This is a genomic window from Pseudoalteromonas sp. MER144-MNA-CIBAN-0113, assembly GCF_040308965.1.
In the GTDB taxonomy this organism is placed as follows: domain Bacteria; phylum Pseudomonadota; class Gammaproteobacteria; order Enterobacterales; family Alteromonadaceae; genus Pseudoalteromonas; species Pseudoalteromonas tetraodonis.
This window is the reverse complement of the sequence record NZ_JBEOOG010000011.1, coordinates 42,357-60,650: the sequence shown is the minus strand read 5'-3', so window position 1 is coordinate 60,650 and position 18,294 is coordinate 42,357. Positions and strand designations below refer to the sequence as shown.

Sequence of the window (18,294 nt, the reverse complement as noted above, 5' to 3'; positions counted from 1 at the left end):
AGTTACACTTTAATAAACATAAAATGACAATGTAATTTATTTAAATAACAACCTGTTATGATAAATTTAAACGAAAAAAACCGCCCTAAGGCGGTTTTGGTGTTGCGATTATAAAACAGGTTTTGTAATCAAACTGGCAGCGTTTAAATTACAATAGTAGCGTTGGCAAATTATAACAATGCGGTGCGTAATGTTTCCGCGTGTAACTTTTCACGCTTGACATATTTGATCCATTGTTCAGCCAATCGCTGCGATTTTTTGTGTTTCTCGGCTTGCTCAAACGCTAAAATAGAGGCATCAAAATTTTGCATGCTGTATTGGGCCATACCTAATGCAACATAAGCGTTGGATTCAAAATCAAGTGAACCTTTATCTAATGCTAACCGAGCAGCATCAGCGGCATCTTCAAATTGCTCTAAGTTAACAAGTACTTCAGCCATACGTTGATCGTACTTACCGTGTTCCGAAAGCTCTGCCGCTTTTGCAAAATAACTAACTGATTTATTATCTTCTTTAGCTTGCACCATGGCTTCTGCGATAAATGCATAATTCTTCGCAGACTTTTCAGCAACGCCTGATTCAATCGCTTTACTCATTACACTGGCGGCTTTGTAAGCAAGCTGATTGTATAAATATACCTGTGCAAGCTGCCTTAGATCAGATTTAGAGGTTAAAAATCCTTGCTGATAAGCCGCTTCTAGGATTGCTAGCTGTTGTTTTTCTTTGCCTGTTTCGCCATACATACCACCGAGTTGCACCCAGTATTCAGGCTTGTTATAAAGCTTTACCATACGCTCAAGTACAGCAACAACATTGTCAGTTTGATTAAGTGAATAATACATAGCACGTTGCAGTACTAACCAGTTTTCTTTTGGCTGTTTGCCTTCGCTATCACTTAAGTTAATGGCTTGCGTAATGTAACTCAGGCCTTGCTCATAGTCTTTTAATTGATAGTAGGTTTGCGCTCTTAATAAATAATACGCATCAGTTTTAGGCTTTGTATTAATGGCATCCCATTTGTCTAAAAATGCAATCACCTTTTTATAGTCACTGTTAGCCATTGCAAGCTGAGCTAAACTGAATGTCGTGCTCAAACGCAATGTTTCTGGAATGCCATCTTCTGCAATCACTTTTTCAAATGAGGCAATCGCTTTTACAAGGTCGTTTTCATTGTAATAAATAAACCCATAAAAGTTATGCATCATCGCAATTTCATAAGAGTTCATACTTGATGAGCGCGCTTGTATGCTGTCAAGCGCAGCCAAGCCCGCTTTACTGTCGCCATCATCCGCAAGTTTTTGGGCGCGAGCTAATTGGCTGTATACTTTTTCACGCAGTGCGGGCACTCGTGTTGTTTTTTGCTGTTCAGCGGCCTGTACTGTCGCCAAATTTACACCCGGAAGTACACTTAATGCACTTGGTGTAACAACGCTGGCACTGATTGCAACAGTGCACAACATACTCAGCTTTAATAGCTTGGTTGTTAGTTTTAATTTCATAATTGCCTCACGTTCACTCTTTGCTTACTTAACAGAATTAACCATTAATTTGAAAAGAAATTTTATTTTGCACACCGGCTACTTCAACGGCTTCACCATTAACCACGCGCGGTTTATATTTAAATTTAAGGGCCGCATCCATCGCTGCTCTGTCAAACAATGACTCTGGCTCGGCTTTAATAACTTGCGGCTCTTTAACCGTGCCTTGCTTTGTCACTGTAAATTCAACAATGACATAGCCTTCAATGCCACGCGATAACGCACGCCTTGGGTATACTGGTGCCACTTTTACTATGGGTAAATACTCACCATCACTGGTTTCTAACGCTAATCCACCCGCTAGATTTACATCCGCATCGACATTGGCAGCAAAATCAAAGTTGTTGCTGGCTGCGTTGTTATCGCTACTTTGCATTTGTGGCGATTCCATTGGCGGTGGTGGCTCTTTAGGTGTTGGTGGCTTTTGTGGTTTTCGCTCCTTTTTTTGTACCGTTTCTTCTTTTTTCAAACGGACAAAATCTAACACATTCCCTTTGGCAGGCTCCGTCATGGCGCCTTCACCACCGGTGATCAATGCCTGCATACCTAAAAACAGCATAAAGGTCACCACACCCGCTATAATTAACGCAAGTACATAACGCATCACTCGTTACCCTTCTTGAGCCGCTATTGAAACATCAAATACACCCGCTGCACGCGAGGCATCCATGACTTTTATCAAGGTTTCTGTGGTGGCTTTTTTATCGGCTTGAATAACTACACTGCCTTGTGGATTTTCAGCTTTTAAGCGCTCAATGTTGGCTTGTACAGCGCGTACATCAATTTGACGTTTATTGATCCAAATTTCGCCTTGATCTGAAATGGCCACTAATATGTTAGCCCGCTCTTTTTTTACTGCGGTTGCCGCTTCTGGACGGTTTACATCAATACCCGCTTCTTTAACAAACGAGGCTGTCACGATAAAGAAAATAAGCATAATAAATACAACATCCAGCATAGGGGTCATGTTTATTTCTTCTGCTTCGTCTTCTTGGAATAAATTACCTAATGGGGCTCTCATGTTATTTCTCCTAGAATAAGCGGTGATTATGTTCACCGCTTTTCAATAATTATTTAGTGGTCTAACACCATAGTGTCTTGCAACAATTCAACTTCACGCTTTGCTTTTCGTTGTAAATAGGTTGAGGCAAACACCCCAGATAACGCACCGACCATTCCTGCCATTGTCGGTATGGTTGCTTTTGACACACCTGATGCCATAGAGCGTGCACTGCCTGTACCTGTAATGGCCATTACATCAAAGACTTCTATCATCCCTGTAACTGTGCCAAGCAACCCTAATAGTGGACACAGCGCTACCATCACATTAATCAGCGGTAAGTTTGCGTTTAATCGCATACTAGCGCGTGACACCATGGCTTGACGTATTTGCTCTGCGTTCCAGCTGTTGCGTTCACTGCGCGTTTTCCAGGTGTTTTTAACGTCTTTTTTGTAGTGCCGATAGCCATTAAAAAAGTACATAAATCGCTCGAGTATCAATAACCACATCGCGAAAATTAACACGGCAATGACCAAGAGCACTTGGCCACCCGTGTCGAGAAAATCACGGATAGCATTGATTGAATCAATCAATAGCACCATGGTTTAGGCTCCTTTCTCGCTTCGCTCGGCAATAATACCTGCACTTTGTTCTTGCAAAATAAGCAGTAAACCTTTTGAGCGAGTATTCAATAAGGTGTATAAAAACACCGTTGGAATGGCAACCACAAGGCCTAATACCGTAGTAACCAGGGCTTGCGAAATACCGCCCGCCATTAGTTTAGGGTCGCCAGTACCAAATAAAGTAATTGCTTGGAAGGTATTAATCATCCCGGTTACCGTACCGAGCAAGCCAAGTAATGGCGCTACCACAGAGATAATTTTAATAAGCGTTAAATTACGGGTGATTTTTGGCATTTCGCGTAAAATGGCTTCGCTTAACTTAAGTTCAAGTGTGTCGTAGGCCACATTTGGGTATTGATCTTTCACTTTCATGACGCGCCCTAACGGGTTGTCATCACGGGCTGTATCGTCTTTTAATTGACGACGGATTTTTCCACCCATCAGCATGAGCGATACAAAACGCTCTAGCGCAATTAATAACGCTAATAAACCAACGCCTAAAATAACGTAACCGACCGCACCACCTTGATGAACTTGCTCGCTGGTATCAGGGGCTTGTACTAACAAACCTAAAATTGAGCCGCCTGTTGGGTCAAGCGCAAACGGTACAACACCCGTGTTTGCTTGCTGCAAATCAGCCGCGGTCGCAGTAAAGCGGCTGCTTGGTTGGCGAGTAAGTTGGCTAATGGTATTGGTGGCCGGTGTATACTCTAGGTACTGACCGTCACTAATAAGGTTAAATGCACCCACACGTACCACTTCTTTTTGTACTTTATTGCCACCGTCAACAATTACATCAGTATTGAAGCGGCTTACTTTTCCTTGTTCGGTCATTTCGCGTTGTAGCTCAAACCAAACCTTTTCTATATCTTCAATAGACGCAAGCTTTGAAGTTGAACCCATTTTTTGCGCCAATTCGTCCATAAAAGTACTACGCCCAGGTAACTGTGCCGATACCACAGAGGTAGCAAACTTGTTACTTGAATCGCCAGCAACTTGTTGTAGTACACCAAATAGCTCTTTTAATGAACCCATACGCTTTGATAAGGTATCAGTTAGATTAGCCAATTTAATTTCGTTTTCTTCAAATTGCGTCTCTAAACGCTCTGACTCGCTAAGCATTTGGTTACGTTTAGCTTGGGTGTTTTTAAGCATTTGCACTTGTTCATTTTGGCGTGCTGCAAATTCTTGTTCACGTTGTTTATTTTGCTCTGATTGCGCTGATTTACCCTGCTCTAAGGTTTTTAATAAGGCATCTAAATTCATCGGCTCAGCGGCAATACTGGTGCCCACAAAGCTTAAGCTGGCTGCAAACACGGCCATTTTTGTCATTTTCGTTAATAATTTCATGGTAAACCTCTTATTCTGCAGCGTGAATTGGCAGTGTTAACATATCGGGGGCAAGTTGTTTGCGAGCAATGCGAAGCCCTTTATTAATTTGGCTTATGGTTGAATCTGGTAGCGCAACAAACGACTGTGACTGCTGATCCCAACTACCTGCTTGTTTACCATCGCGGGTGAGGTAAATTAGCTCTAAACGACCAATGCGTAGAAAGTCGACTTCGCGTTCTTTATTATCCACATCAAGTAATGCGGTATACGCCTCAATAGTGCGTCCGTAGTCAACCTCAACTTGGTAAGCTTCTAAAACACGACGAAATTTTTCACTTGATGAAATATCAGCACGCGCCATCATTGCATTTAATGATTCAAGGCGCTGCTTACGCTCTTGCTTTAAAAACGGCACATCTAAGGCAACAAACTGTTCAAGCCCGGTGATCATACGAAGCATTAAAGGGGTTATTTGGCGTTCAATTATCGATACTTGATCCATCGATAAATTAATCGACTCCATCTCTTCTATTTGATTATTTAACTGTTTGGTAAGCTGTGCGTTATAAACGGCTAGGCCATCTATTTCTTTATTTAGGGTTTTAAATTGCTGTAAACGCCCTTGCATTGAATCTGCAATCTTGTCTATTTTTGTTTGTGATTGCGCAGCTAAATTATTAATTTCGCTGCTTTTATCAATTACCGTGTTTAAATCATTGGCGTGGACTGCTGCACTTGCGGCTACAATACCAGCTAAAATTAATGGTTTAACGCCTTTCATCGTATACACCTTTGCTCGTTAATTAGCGGATTTGCTAGTGTTTATTAATCGCTTTAGCTCGTTTATAAAAAAACAATTTAAAGCGAGATAGTTTCAATGAGCGAAAGTGTATAGATTAAAAATGACAAGCGTGTTGCGTAAAAAAGTCGCTTTTATGACAATGGTAATAAATTAGCCTTATTGGCCTATTTTACAATTCAGGGATGAAAATAGTGGGATTAAGTTTACAAGTAAGATTGTATTTCAATCAGGGTTTGTCGCCAATCTGTGTAGTTAATAGCTATAGGGTAAGCGCGATTGTTATGTATTAATACTAACGACGGAAAACCTTGAATAGGTAAACTGCGAACATAGTTAAGCTCATCATCAAAGCGACGCTTAAGCTCATTAGAGTGTAACTGTTGAGCAAATAAACGGGGATCTAAACCAATTTTTTCGCTCAGTTTAATTAAAACCGCTTCATCCGATGGGTTTTGTGCCTGTAAATAATATGCCTGCTGTATTGCCGCTATCATCTGTGGTTCTTTGTTGAAGCTGCGGGCAATTAAAGCGGCCCTGCAAGAGGGATAGGTAGAACGGCGAGGTTGGCAGTCTCGCCAAAAATCAAAGTTAAACTCTGTGCCTAACTGGCTACTAATTTTTTGCCATATGGCTTGTAGTTGCAACTGCATATCCTGACTCATTGGCAAGTCAGTATCTACAGCTAAGCCACCCACTCTGTATTCAATGGGAAGTTTGTTTACCAAGGCAGCCTCAAGCGCATGCCATGTAGGTTTATAACCCCAGCACCAGCTACACATAGGGTCGTGTACATATATTAATTTACTCTGAGGCGTGCTGATCATGTACAGATACCACCTTATTTCTACCTTGCGCCTTAGCGCTGTATAAATACTGATCCGCTTGCTTTAACGCATTATTATAATCATCTACACTGTTAGCCTGAGCAATACCCATACTACACGTTAATGATACTCGCTGATGTTTGTCGGTTAGCATCACATGGTTTTGCACACATTCTCTAAAACGGTTGGCCAAAATGCTGGCCTCAAGGGTTGTTTGTTGCGGTAAAATAACCACAAACTCTTCGCCGCCATAACGTGCTTTAAGCGCTGTTGCAGGAAACTGAGACTCTAATAACTTAGTAAATTCAATTAAAACCGTATCACCAAAATCATGTCCGTAGGTGTCGTTTAATTGTTTAAACTTATCTAAATCAATGAGTAAAATAGACAGCGGCAAATAATGTTCTGGCCTTGAAGCAGCGAGCTTTAAAAAATGTGAGGTAATAAAGCGACGATTAGGCGCCCCGGTAAGCTGATCGGTATGAGCATGCTGTTTTTGCTCTAAGGTGATATCAGCAATTGCTAAATGACTGCGGTGACGAAAGTATTCACCTATAAACGAAAACACTAACACCAGCGAAAATGCAGCAACAAAACGGGTCTTTTCTACCGCGCCATAAATAACTTGCCCCATATCAGGGCCATACAACATAACAATACAGCTCAATAACATGGCACTGCTCAACCAGGCGCCAAACTTCACACCCAGTATGGCAAATACAGCAACGGGATAAAACATTAGCCAATATAAAGCAGTGTTTTCTTTACCACCGGTGTATACCAAAGCTAAGCACATCACAAATACAATCACTAATGTGATGAGGGCGATTGCATCAATCTGCTTTGTTTTCATAAAATAAATAATACACCCAACAATCGTTACGTTAACCACAATTAACGCAATAGTAAGGATTGGTGCATACACGTGATGATTGGCAATTACTAAATAGGTAATTAACACCAAGGCAATCGCTATCATGGTAAATAACGAAAATACTTGGCGTTGTTTATCAAAGCTATAAACGCTGTCAATATTGATTAAATTGAGCCAGCTTGGCTTATTTATTTTTGTTTTACTGATCATACTTTGAATTTTTTAACCATGCGCTCTAAGTCACTAAATTGATGCTTAAGTTTGGTACACTCTTCCAAAGTAAGATTCAGGTTTGATTGGCCTTGAATCGATAAGTCGCTGATAACGTGAATATCGCTATGTAATGACTTAACCACTTGGTTTTGCTCATCCGTAGCATTAGCGACACTATGATTGGCGTCGGTTATTTGCTTAATCGCACTAATTATTTGTTTCATTACATCGCCAACCGCATCCGCTTGCTGAACACTTTTTTCACTTTCTTCTAAACTGGTTTTCATAAGTTCAACGGCAGAGCTTGAACCTTTTTGTAATTCAATGACGGTGTTTTCTATTTCTTGGGTTGATTGCTGAGTACGCTGTGCTAGTTGCCTTACTTCATCGGCAACAACCGCAAATCCTCTTCCTGCTTCGCCAGCACGAGCCGCTTCTATCGCCGCATTTAAAGCCAGCAAATTGGTTTGCTCACTCACCCCTTTTATTACTGCCAATACATTTCCTATATTAGCGGTATGCGAGTCTAAACTATTTATGGTTTCTTGCGCTTGCTCTATATTTTGTGACAGTTGATGAATACTTGAAACGTTGTTTGTGAGGGTCTGTTGATTTTTAGCACAGTATTGATCTGCATCTTTGGCAAGCGTCGAGGCATTACTGGCGCTGGTTGAAATTTCTGTTGAGGTAGCTGAAAACTGATTAATTGCCGACGCCACACTGTTGGTGCGCTCACTTTGGTCATCATACATAGTTAATGTTGAGTCTGTCTGCGTAACCAATTTAGCAACTGCCGTTTCCAGTAACTGCGTTGAAGATTTAACCTGAATTATTGAATTTTGGATTTTTTCTATAAAAATATTAAACGAATTGCTCAATTGACCAAATTCGTCATCGTTTTCTACGCTTAACCGACAGGTTAAATCGCCCTCACCCTGCGCTATATCTCTAATGGCATCATTGAGACGATACATAGGGCGCATCAAATAACGCAGTAAAAATTCCAGTGACGCAACAATCACTAAAATACCAATAATTAAAAATACAATTGCCTTTTGCCCAAACGAAGAAACACTTGAATACGCTTTATCTTTATTAACTACTACACCTAAATACCAATCAACGTTTTCAATACCACGAATTTTAGTAAAGGATACCAGCGAGGTTTCACCTGCTACTTGATACTCGGTGAATTCTCTTGCTAACGGTGCATTTTTACCAATTAAGTCAGCGACTGTTTTTGAATTTAATTTGCTATCAGGGTGACTCAATATTTGCCCTTTATTATCAAGCAAAAAACCATAACCGAGTCCTAAAAAATCAATATCTCCAATAATTTCAGCGATGGTTTGCATATCAATATCTGCCCCCGCTACCCCTTTAAATTGACCATTACTATTAATAGGGGCAACGGCTGAAATTGTCAGTTCGTTGGTCGTTACATCGATATAAGGCGTTGTAAAAGCCGTTGTTGTTTTATTTTCTACTAATTTATACCAAGGGCGACTTGTCGCATCAAAATCGCTGGGGAGTACAACACTTTGATCATTTAAAATAAATGTACCCGATGATTTACCTATGTAGGTATTTTTAAAATCCCCCGCAAGCTCAGCGGTATTTAATTGCGAAAGCGTTAAAGACTTGGCATCGTCATCTTGGTATGTTTTTGCGATAGAGATCACAATCGCTAATTTATTATTTAGCCAGCTTGCAATATTTTTAGAGACAGACTCAGAGTTTTGCTCTAGTACCAGCGATAACTGCTCTTGAGTTTGATGCCGCATTGAAAAATAATTATTTATGGTGAAAACACCTAACACTAAAACCAACACTAATGATGCAGCAATGGTGATTTTGGAGGTGAATTTAAGCGAGCTAAACATAAGTACCTTAAGTATTAATCATTATTATCAGTGTCTTTTTAACAAATTTTTAACTGAATGTCTTAGCAAATATGATTTCAATGAAATTAAAGAACAAAAATAATAATAAATAACTAGTTCTTTCAAGGATGACTTTGCCACAGTGCGTTTAATTTTTAGACTAGCAGAGCTAGATAAATAAGTGTTTAAAAGCACTATGGGGATAAATTTTATCCCCATAGTAACGCTTTATCTAAATTATTCTTCTTGTTGGCACTGGCTTGTGATCGGTAATTGCCGAAGTACCTTCATCTGTGGATCAACAATAATATGATCAACAGGTTTAGCTTTGATGGTAATGACTCCTTCAATTGGTGTATAGACTTGAAGCTGGCCATTGATTGAAATGGGTACTGGCATTTTAAAAGGCGTCGCATCTTTTTCACTTTTGCTCCAATATAAATTGGCCACGTTATTTTGACGTTTCATGGTTAGTGTTGGCAATGCAGCTTGTTTTAAATACACATCAAATAGCCAGTTATAGTCTTTTTTTGTAATGCGATTAACAATATCAATAAACTGTTGCGTGTTGCGATATCGCGATTGAATTGGGTAACTGAGACTTTGCGTGTCGCTACTCCCGTAGATTAACTCGCGTGTTGCTTGCCAAAATAACTCATCACCAATTAACCAACGCAAAGTGTGTAATGTCCAGCCTCCTTTACCATAAATATCTGAGTTAAAAGCTTCTTTTGAGCTTAACTCACCCTCTTTAACAATAGGTTGGCAGTTTTTTATCCCTAAATAGGCTTTATACATTGCATGGTTATAAGCGGCCTCACCAAAGGTATATAAACTGTAAGACGGTTGCATGTAAAAGCCAAAACCTTCATGTAACCACGCATCATTCAATTGCTCGTGTGTCATTAAATTACCAAACCACTCATGCGCTAATTCATGCTGAATAAGCCAATCATAACCACTAGGGTCGCGAGTGTACCCTTTGCCATAAGCATTTATCGTTTGATGTTCCATGCCTAAATGAGGCGTTTCTACAAAGCCAAGTTTTTGTTGCCCCCATGGATATGGACCTAACACAGATTCAAAAAATGCCATTTGTTGATAAACATCGTTGGTGAGCAAATTACTGGCTTTTTGCCTATTTTCAGGTAACACCCAAAATTCCACAGGAATGTCAGTACCATTTATACTGGTATATTGCTGTTGAACACGCTCAAATGGGCCAATATTCAGCGCAATGTTGTAATCACTCGCAGGCTCAGATAAAAACCAATCAAACTCGGTAGTCTTGTTTTGTAATACAGTTATATTTTTTAGTACCCCGTTACTGGCAACATACAATCCAGTGGGTACCGTTACACGTATACGCATACTATCGGCTTTGTCACTAAAGTGATCTTTACAAGGCCAAAATAAATCACAGCCCTCACCTTGCACCGCTGTTGCTATCCAAGGTTTACCATCGTTTGTTTCACTAAATACAAAACCACCACTCCATGGAGGGTTAAGCGCAATATGTGGCTTGCCTGAATAGTTAATGGCAACTTCAACCACTTCTCCAGGGTACTTTTTTTCATATAAGTTAATCGTGATCACACCATGAGAATGGAGAAATTCGGCTTTCTTATCAGCCACTGTTACTGTGTTTATACTAAAGCGACTATCGAGTTTTAGTTCAATTTGCTGAGTTTCTTTAACGACCCGAAATACTGTTTTCCCTGTGCCGGCTATCTGCTTTTCTTCTGGAAAAACGGCTAACTTAAGATCATAGAAAATAACATCGGTTGATTGAGCCACGCTAGATAATGGTTGACCAGTATTAGCAACGAGGGGATCTAATTTTGCAGGTTTGCTGGTGCAGGCACTGAGTATATATATCAATGTAACAACCAAGTAACACCTAATCACATGGTGCAAGAACAACATAAATAATAAGCTCTTATAATTATAATTTTTTAATATAATTACATAGTTTTACATTTATAGTGTTTAAAAAAGACGAATTGCTTATTTTTTAAGTTAACTAGTTACTTTATTTTACATTTAGCAAGGGATAAACCTTAAACAGCTAATATATTTAAGGTTGTTTTTGCCATTTCATTTTATTATTGGTATCGCGTGAAGTGATAATGGTTTCATCACTACTTTGAATACCGCCAAGCTTGGCGAGCCGGTCATAAAGAACAACATTACAGGTTGCTGCTAAATTCATACACCCTATGGTTGGAATATAAACAACTTCATCGCACCATTTTAAAACGTCTTTTGGCACTGAACCATCCTCTGGGCCGAACACATAAAATGCGTTCTCAGGGTGGGTAAACTCAGGCAAGGGAGTGGCCCCTTCTATTAGCTCTATCACCACCACTTTAGCGCCTTGTGGTTTACTTGATGCTAAATTATCGGTAGCGGTTAATGGAATACGTTGCACTACATTTTTAGTATCGGTATGAAATTTCTGTGCGTTTAAATAACGGTTGCCAGTAAAAAAAACCTGCTGTGCGTCATAACAACCTGCGGCGCGTAATACGCCCCCCACGTTGGTCGGGCTTTTAGGATTAATTAAGCCAATACTTGCTTGTAATTTACTCATTAATTGCAATCCTTGGTTGGCCACTCGGCTATATACAAATCAAAATCTTCTAGCTTTACGTCACAGTCTTTTACGGTTTTATCTTTAACAGAAATGTTTAGCTCGTGCATTTTAGTTTTATCGCCGTTATTAAGTAACGGATGCCACGTTGCTAATCCACGTCCTTCGTGAAGTCGGCGATAACTGCAGCTTTGCGGCATAAAGAAAATGTCTTTGAGGTTTTCTTTGGTAAGCTTAACGCAAGAAGGCACTAAGGTTTGGCGGTTTTCGTATTCACTACAGCCACAGGTTGCGTTATCAAGGTATTGGCAAACAATATTGGTAAATATAAGTTGCTCACCTTCTCTTAGCTGATCAGTGGCGGTAAAGTCATCTTCGTCTTCGCTGTCAATAAAGGTGTTTAAACAACACTTTCCGCATCCGTCACAAATGGCTTCCCATTCTTGCTGGTTCATTTCATTGAGACTTTTGCTAAGCCAAAATTGGGTTTTTGCTAATTGTTGATCAAACATGGTGTTCTCGCGCCTTTTAAGAGCGCGCATTCTAACGTATTGCAGCAAAGCGCGCAAAGCCAATCCCTGTTCAAATAATGACTTTGCGCGATTATGTTACTGCTGAGATTTAACCCAACGTTTAATTTTTTGCTCTAAGATAGGCATAGGCAATGCGCCATCTATTAATATTTGCGTATGAAAGGCTTTAATATCAAATTGCTCGCCTAACTGCTGGTGGGCGTAATCTCTAAGCTCTTTAATTTTAAACTCACCCAATTTGTACGATAATGCTTGCCCAGGCCATGCAATATAACGTTCCACTTCAGCAATTACATCGCTTTTTGCCATTGAAGAGTTAGCTAACATGTAGTCAATGCCTTGTTGACGTGTCCACCCTTTGGCATGAAAGCCTGTATCAAGCACTAAACGCATAGCTCTTAGCTGCTCATCGTTAAGACGCCCATACCACATATACGGGTCGGTAAATAAGCCAAGCTCTTTGCCAAGACTCTCCGCGTATAATGCCCAGCCCTCAGCAAACACCGTGTAGCCGCCAAATTTACGAAAATCGGGCAGGCTTTCTACTTCTTGTTGCAGTGCAATTTGAAAGTGATGACCAGGTGCTGCTTCATGAATAGATAGCGTTTCAAGTAAAAATTTAGGCTGCGCTTTTAAGTTGTAAGCATTAATGTAAAAGATACCCGGACGAGAACCATCTGGTGCAGGCCCTGCATAAGATGCCCCCGCTGCCGATTGCGCACGATACGCTTCTACTGCTTTAACAATGTAAGGGGCTTTAGGCTCAATATTAAATAATCGCGGTAAGCGCGCATCTATTTTTAGTTTAATATCTTCATAGGCGGCAATTAACTCATCAGCTGTTTTATAATAAAACTCATCTGAGTCACGTAAATGATCAAAAAACGATGCTAAATCACCTTTAAATCCCACGGTATTTTTAACCGTTTTCATTTCACTTAAAATTCGAGCCACTTCACTTAAGCCAATGTCATGAATTTCATCTGCTGATAAACTCAACGTGGTGTTTTTCTTGATTTGATATTCGTACCACGCTTTACCATTAGGTAAATCAGCATAACCAACAGAATCACGAGCATGAGGAATATAGTCGTTGAGTAAAAACTCACTCATACGCTGATAAGCGGGCACTAATTTATCTAAAATAAGCGTTTTATACTGCTCAGTGAGTTGCTGTTTTTGTGCATTAGAAAATGAGTCGGGCATGGCCTTTATTGGTGAATAAAATAATGAATCTTCTGCGTTAGTTACTACGTGCACTTTAAACTGAGGCAATAATTTTTTAGCCAATGGCATAGGCAATACCACGCCTTGTTTAACACCTTGCGCCATTGATTGTTCAACACTGGCTAACCATTTCACAAAACCATCAGCACGTTTAATAAATTGCTCATAGTCGGCAACAGTATTAAAGGGCTGTGCACTTTGCCCTGAACCAAATCCAGCAAAGGTATTATGTGCTCCCGACATTTGGTTAATCGGTAACAAATAATCTTTATATTGCATGCCCTCAAGCTTCAGGGCTAAATCTCGCGATAACACTTCAAAGTTAAGTAGCGCCTGCCCTGTTAATTGTGATTCATCGATTAGCGTTAAACGTTGTTGATATTTTTTATAAAAAGCAGTTTTTTTATCACGATTAGCCTGCGATATCACCGGCAAGAATTGATCATCGAATTCATGGCGACCGTTATAAGTGGCGCTTAAGGGATTAAAGGTTAATGACTCATCGTAGTACTGGGCAACGAGCACATCTAATTGCTGCTGTGCTGATAATTCGCTTATTACAGGCGCGACTGGCTGATTTGTGTTTAATTGTGAGCTGGTGCTCATACAACCACTTAAGGCAAACATAACGCTACTGGCAACCAGTGCTATTTTAATAACTTTCATAAAGATCCTTGTTAGTTTTTACCCGCCAATTATGCGGTTTTAAATGCCTTAAATAAAGCAATTACGGTGAGTGGGATTTGTCGCTAAATAATTTACTCAATACCTAATGATTGCTACATTCAGGTAAATTTAAATAATTAAATAATAAAAATGATCAAAATAAAAAAACATTTACTAACTACATCAATCGCATTACTGAGCTTAACCAGCGCAAGTACACTGGCAACCACCTATATATCGGCCAAAGCTTTGCTTGATGTAAAAACTGGAGATCTAAAAGCTAATCCGTTAATCGCGATTGACGAGGGTGTAATAAGCCAAATCCAATTTAATAAACAGCCAACGCTTACCAGTAATGATGAACTGATTAACCTACCTGAACTCACCGTAATGCCGGGGTTGATGGATATGCATGTGCATTTAACCAGCGATCCAACCGTTTCGCGCAGTGAACGTATAGGCCAATCAGTACCGCGTATGGCTATTAAAGCCAGTTACTTTGCTAAAAAAACATTAGAAGCCGGCTTTACCACAGTGCGTAACCTAGGTGCAGAAGGCTTTAGTGTTATTGCGGTTCGCGACGGCATTAATGCAGGTGATATTATTGGCCCTCGCATCTGGGCTGCAGGCCCTTCTTTGGGGATTACTGGCGGACACTGTGACAATAATCGTTTGCCTCCAGAAATGAAATATACCGCCTCGGGGGTTGCTGATGGCCCATGGGCTGTTCGCATTAAAGTACGTGAAAATATTAAATATGGCGCTAATGCAATTAAATTATGTGCAACTGGTGGGGTATTTTCTAAAGGCACAAAGGTGGGCATACAACAATACGCATTTGAAGAAATGAAAGCCATTGTGGATGAAGCGCACATGCGAGAATTACCTGTTGCGGCTCACGCACACGGCACTAACGGCATTAAAACAGCCATTAAAGCCGGTGTAGACAGCGTAGAGCATGCTAGCTTTTTAGACGATGAAGCGATTGAGCTTGCTATAAAGCACGGTACTTGGCTCTCTATGGATATTTACAATACTGAATATACACTGAGCTTTGGTGAGCAAAATGGGGTAGATGAAGAGAACCTAAATAAAGAACGCCTTGTTTCTAAAAAGCAAAGAGACAGCTTTAAACGCGCCGTTGAAGCTGGGGTTAACATGGTATTTGGTACAGATGCGGCTATTTATCCACATGGTGATAATGCGAAACAGTTCTCGCGAATGGTTGAATTTGGTATGAGTGAATTACAAGCTATTCAAGCCGCGACCATTAATAGTGCTAAATTACTAAAGGCAGATTCACAACTGGGGCAAATTAAAACTGGTTTTGCTGCTGATATTATAGCGGTGAGTGCTAACCCACTTAAAAATATTTCTACACTAGAGCGTATTCCTTTTGTAATGAAAGCCGGTGTCGTTTACAAGCAGTAAACCCAATACATCTTTATAAGGTTGAGCTTAGCTCAACCTTAACAATTTTTTAGCTAATGTAGCTAAACTGCCCATTTAATCATCAATACTTTATTTAAATTCTCTCTTGGTAAAGCCAACTAGCGACTGCAATACCCCGTTAATATTTTTAAATGTGATTGTTTTTAAATCACATTGTATAACTATCAAGCAAACACACCCATTAAAGTAAAAAAGTTTGAACTTTTTATTTTATTTTAAAATGATAACCATTATCATTCACGAAAATTAACAAATGCGAATGGTTATCACTCTATGAAAAGGTTTCAATACTCACTACTCACACTCGCGTGCTTAAACGCGCACTTGGCATTGGCAAACGAGTCACAAGTTAATTCCGATATTGAACGTATTAGTGTTTACGAGCAACAAAACCGAGTGGTAATGAGCTCAGGTTTGGCCACTAAATCTGATATGTCACTAATGGAAACCCCTGCACCCGTGGTCATTGTTGATAAAGCGCTAATTGCATCGCAAGGTATTGATAGTTTACAAGATGTGATCCGAAATGTAAGTGGTTTAACGCAAGCCGGTAACAACTATGGCATTGGTGATAATTTAGTAATTCGTGGTTTAGGTGCTAATTATACCTATGATGGCATGTACGGTGGTGCAGGATTAGGCAATACCTTTAATCCAACGCGTTCTTTAACCAATGTTGAATCAATTGAAGTATTAAAAGGCCCAGCAACTGGTTTATACGGCATGGGCAGTGCTGGTGGTGTGATTAACCTGATTGAAAAAAAGCCACAGTTTAACGAACAACATACCTTAGAAATGGATATTGGTCAGTGGGATAGTTATTCTCTGGCACTCGATAGCACCAATGCAATAACAGACGACTTAGCTTATCGAGTCATGGCAAAAACCGCCTCTAGCGATGGCTTTCGTGATTTAAAAGAACAACGTGATGAAATTTATTCGTCTTTAAAATATGTACTAAATGATCAACATGCGTTTGTGTTATCGGGAGCCTATATCAAGGACGCCATTGCTGTGGATTCTATCGGCCATCCTATTCGTATTTTTAACAGTGAATCGGTCAACGGTTTAACTGCAGGTGAAGTATCAGGCGCCGATTTAGTGAATGACCCTACAGCAAGTGGCTTACAATTGAGTGAAGCACAACGAAATGAACTAGCTAACTCTTTGGCAAGCAATGATGGTTTAACACCCTTTAACTTTGGCACCAATGGCATAATATCACCGATGGCAAAGGATAACGAAGGTGAAGAGCTGCGTTTTAAATTAGCCCATAATTATTACATTAGTGATGATTTATTTGTTAATCAACAACTACAGTACCGTAATAACACCTCAAGTTTTGCCCGCCAAACAGGTGCTTACAACTACGTTTACTGGAAACGTAACGGCGTGATCAATCAAGACCCACGCGCACCGCTAGTTGTTGATGACGTGTTATACCCTTTTGCAGCCAGACGCCAAGAGTACCGCCAAGTAGAAGCGGATGAAAAATCATGGCAATACTTTTTAGATTTACGTTATGACTTTATGCTCGGTAACATAGAAAACGAATTACTGGTTAACGCCAACTATGAAGATCGTGATATTCGTTTTAAACAATATTCTATTTACGATGCCGATAAGGTCATTAAAAACAAAGCCGGTGAAGTTATTTACCAAGGCGCACTACCGTATATTTTTGATATGCGTCAGCCAAATTGGCCTACGGGTGAATTTAATGATTACGATCCGCTTAAAACCAGCGATTATAATAAAAAAGTACAGGCATGGGGTTTAGGCCTTCAGCATGTTGCCTACATTAACGATAAAATCACCACCCGTATTGGGATTGCTCATAATCGTATAAAACAAAGTTACGAGCATTTTGGTGTTGACCCACGTTATAGTCAAAGCCGCGCAAATCCAACGCCAGAGGCAAACACCTCAGATAGCGGTTTAACGTACAATTTAGGGGCTACTTATCAATTAAGCGCTGACATGGCTTTATTTTTAAATCACTCAAAAGGTCGTACTGCCTACAGTGTACTTGGCTCTGTTGCTGGTAATGAAGCCGATAGAGAAGACTCAGAATCTGTTAGTAACGATTTAGGATTTCGTTTTAAAGCGTTTGATGACCAATTACTGGCTTCAATTGTAGTATTTGAAAGTGCACGTACAAACCTAGAGTACGCCAACCCACTTTATGAAGCAGGCGTGTCTGCACCAAACGTAGTGGAGAGCTTCTTTGATGGTGAAGAACAAACCAAAGGTGTAGAAATTGACTTAAATGCGTATTTGAACGATCAATGGAAAGTTAACATCAACGGTGTTTATCAAGATGCTAGAGATAAAACTAACCCAAACAGCACAAGCTTTGATACTCGCCAAAAAGGCGTGCCTTATGTAACTGCTAGCTCATGGGTAACTTACTCTGCTGCGTTATTTGAATTACCTCACGCAGTAGATTTAAGCGCAGGCTTAACGTTTGTTGATAAGCGCAGTACTAACTCAAGCTCGTTCGGTATTGATAACGGCTACGTCCCTGCTTATACCGTGTATGATGCTGCAGTTAGCTATAAAGCAGACAACTGGCAAATGCAATTAAACATTAATAACCTGTTTAATAAAAAATACTATTCTAAAGCCATGTTTTTAGGCGGTATGCCAGGTGAGGAAAGAAATGCAAAGTTAAGCTTTAGTTATACGCTATAGCATACAATGCGCACAAGCCAGGTTGGTTTGTGCGCACTAT

The 18,294-nt window shown here is 40.0% G+C and carries 15 protein-coding genes; 2 read left to right on the top strand and 13 right to left on the bottom strand.

Annotated elements, in window-relative coordinates; all coding sequences use genetic code 11:
- Positions 1-170 precede the first annotated feature (170 nt).
- The 13 genes from AAEY57_RS04680 to AAEY57_RS04620 all read right to left on the bottom strand — a co-directional run bounded on the left by AAEY57_RS04680 (position 171) and on the right by AAEY57_RS04620 (position 14,108).
- Positions 171-1,499 carry a tetratricopeptide repeat protein gene (locus AAEY57_RS04680; RefSeq protein WP_350606626.1) on the bottom strand — a complete coding sequence of 443 codons (1,329 nt, stop codon included), beginning with the start codon at positions 1,497-1,499 and terminating at the stop codon, positions 171-173.
- A gap of 37 nt (positions 1,500-1,536) precedes the next feature.
- Positions 1,537-2,142: an energy transducer TonB gene (locus AAEY57_RS04675; RefSeq protein ID WP_008111498.1), complete on the bottom strand. Its 606-nt coding sequence runs from the start codon at positions 2,140-2,142 to the stop codon at positions 1,537-1,539.
- Positions 2,143-2,148: 6 nt separating this feature from the next.
- Complete coding sequence (locus tag AAEY57_RS04670) at positions 2,149-2,559, bottom strand: ExbD/TolR family protein (protein WP_008111500.1); 411 nt, start codon at positions 2,557-2,559, stop codon at positions 2,149-2,151.
- A 53-nt stretch (positions 2,560-2,612) separates the two neighbouring features.
- Entirely contained in the window at positions 2,613-3,140 is a 528-nt protein-coding gene (locus tag AAEY57_RS04665; RefSeq protein WP_008111501.1) for a MotA/TolQ/ExbB proton channel family protein, read from the bottom strand.
- Positions 3,141-3,143: 3 nt separating this feature from the next.
- Complete coding sequence (locus AAEY57_RS04660; protein WP_016900179.1) at positions 3,144-4,511, bottom strand: MotA/TolQ/ExbB proton channel family protein; 1,368 nt, start codon at positions 4,509-4,511, stop codon at positions 3,144-3,146.
- 10 nt (positions 4,512-4,521) lie between these two features.
- Positions 4,522-5,274 carry a DUF3450 domain-containing protein gene (locus AAEY57_RS04655; protein WP_016900178.1) on the bottom strand — a complete coding sequence of 251 codons (753 nt, stop codon included), beginning with the start codon at positions 5,272-5,274 and terminating at the stop codon, positions 4,522-4,524.
- A gap of 224 nt (positions 5,275-5,498) precedes the next feature.
- Positions 5,499-6,119 (bottom strand): DsbA family protein, encoded by a 621-nt coding sequence (locus AAEY57_RS04650; RefSeq protein WP_016900177.1) that lies wholly within the window; start codon positions 6,117-6,119, stop codon positions 5,499-5,501.
- Positions 6,097-7,203, bottom strand: coding sequence for a GGDEF domain-containing protein (locus AAEY57_RS04645; RefSeq protein ID WP_016900176.1), 1,107 nt, complete (start codon positions 7,201-7,203; stop codon positions 6,097-6,099). Before AAEY57_RS04645 ends, AAEY57_RS04650 begins: the two co-directional genes overlap by 23 nt.
- Positions 7,200-9,089, bottom strand: a complete 1,890-nt coding sequence (locus AAEY57_RS04640; protein WP_016900175.1) for a methyl-accepting chemotaxis protein — start codon at positions 9,087-9,089, stop codon at positions 7,200-7,202. Before AAEY57_RS04640 ends, AAEY57_RS04645 begins: the two co-directional genes overlap by 4 nt.
- 237 nt (positions 9,090-9,326) lie before the next feature.
- Positions 9,327-10,982 (bottom strand): M1 family metallopeptidase, encoded by a 1,656-nt coding sequence (locus AAEY57_RS04635; RefSeq protein ID WP_016900174.1) that lies wholly within the window; start codon positions 10,980-10,982, stop codon positions 9,327-9,329.
- 184 nt (positions 10,983-11,166) lie between these two features.
- Entirely contained in the window at positions 11,167-11,682 is a 516-nt protein-coding gene (locus AAEY57_RS04630; RefSeq protein WP_013463320.1) for an RNA methyltransferase, read from the bottom strand.
- The gene (locus tag AAEY57_RS04625) at positions 11,682-12,194 is read right to left on the bottom strand and encodes a YcgN family cysteine cluster protein (protein WP_016900173.1); all 513 of its coding nucleotides are present in this window, start codon (positions 12,192-12,194) and stop codon (positions 11,682-11,684) included. Before AAEY57_RS04625 ends, AAEY57_RS04630 begins: the two co-directional genes overlap by 1 nt.
- 96 nt (positions 12,195-12,290) lie before the next feature.
- Positions 12,291-14,108, bottom strand: a complete 1,818-nt coding sequence (locus AAEY57_RS04620; protein ID WP_024601323.1) for a DUF885 domain-containing protein — start codon at positions 14,106-14,108, stop codon at positions 12,291-12,293.
- 159 nt (positions 14,109-14,267) lie between these two features.
- Between AAEY57_RS04620 and AAEY57_RS04615 the strand changes: the two genes are divergently transcribed.
- Together AAEY57_RS04615 and AAEY57_RS04610 are read left to right on the top strand one after the other, a co-directional pair.
- Positions 14,268-15,539, top strand: a complete 1,272-nt coding sequence (locus tag AAEY57_RS04615; protein WP_024601324.1) for a Xaa-Pro dipeptidase — start codon at positions 14,268-14,270, stop codon at positions 15,537-15,539.
- Positions 15,540-15,833: 294 nt separating this feature from the next.
- Complete coding sequence (locus AAEY57_RS04610) at positions 15,834-18,254, top strand: TonB-dependent receptor (RefSeq protein WP_350606617.1); 2,421 nt, start codon at positions 15,834-15,836, stop codon at positions 18,252-18,254.
- The last annotated feature ends 40 nt before the right edge of the window (positions 18,255-18,294 follow it).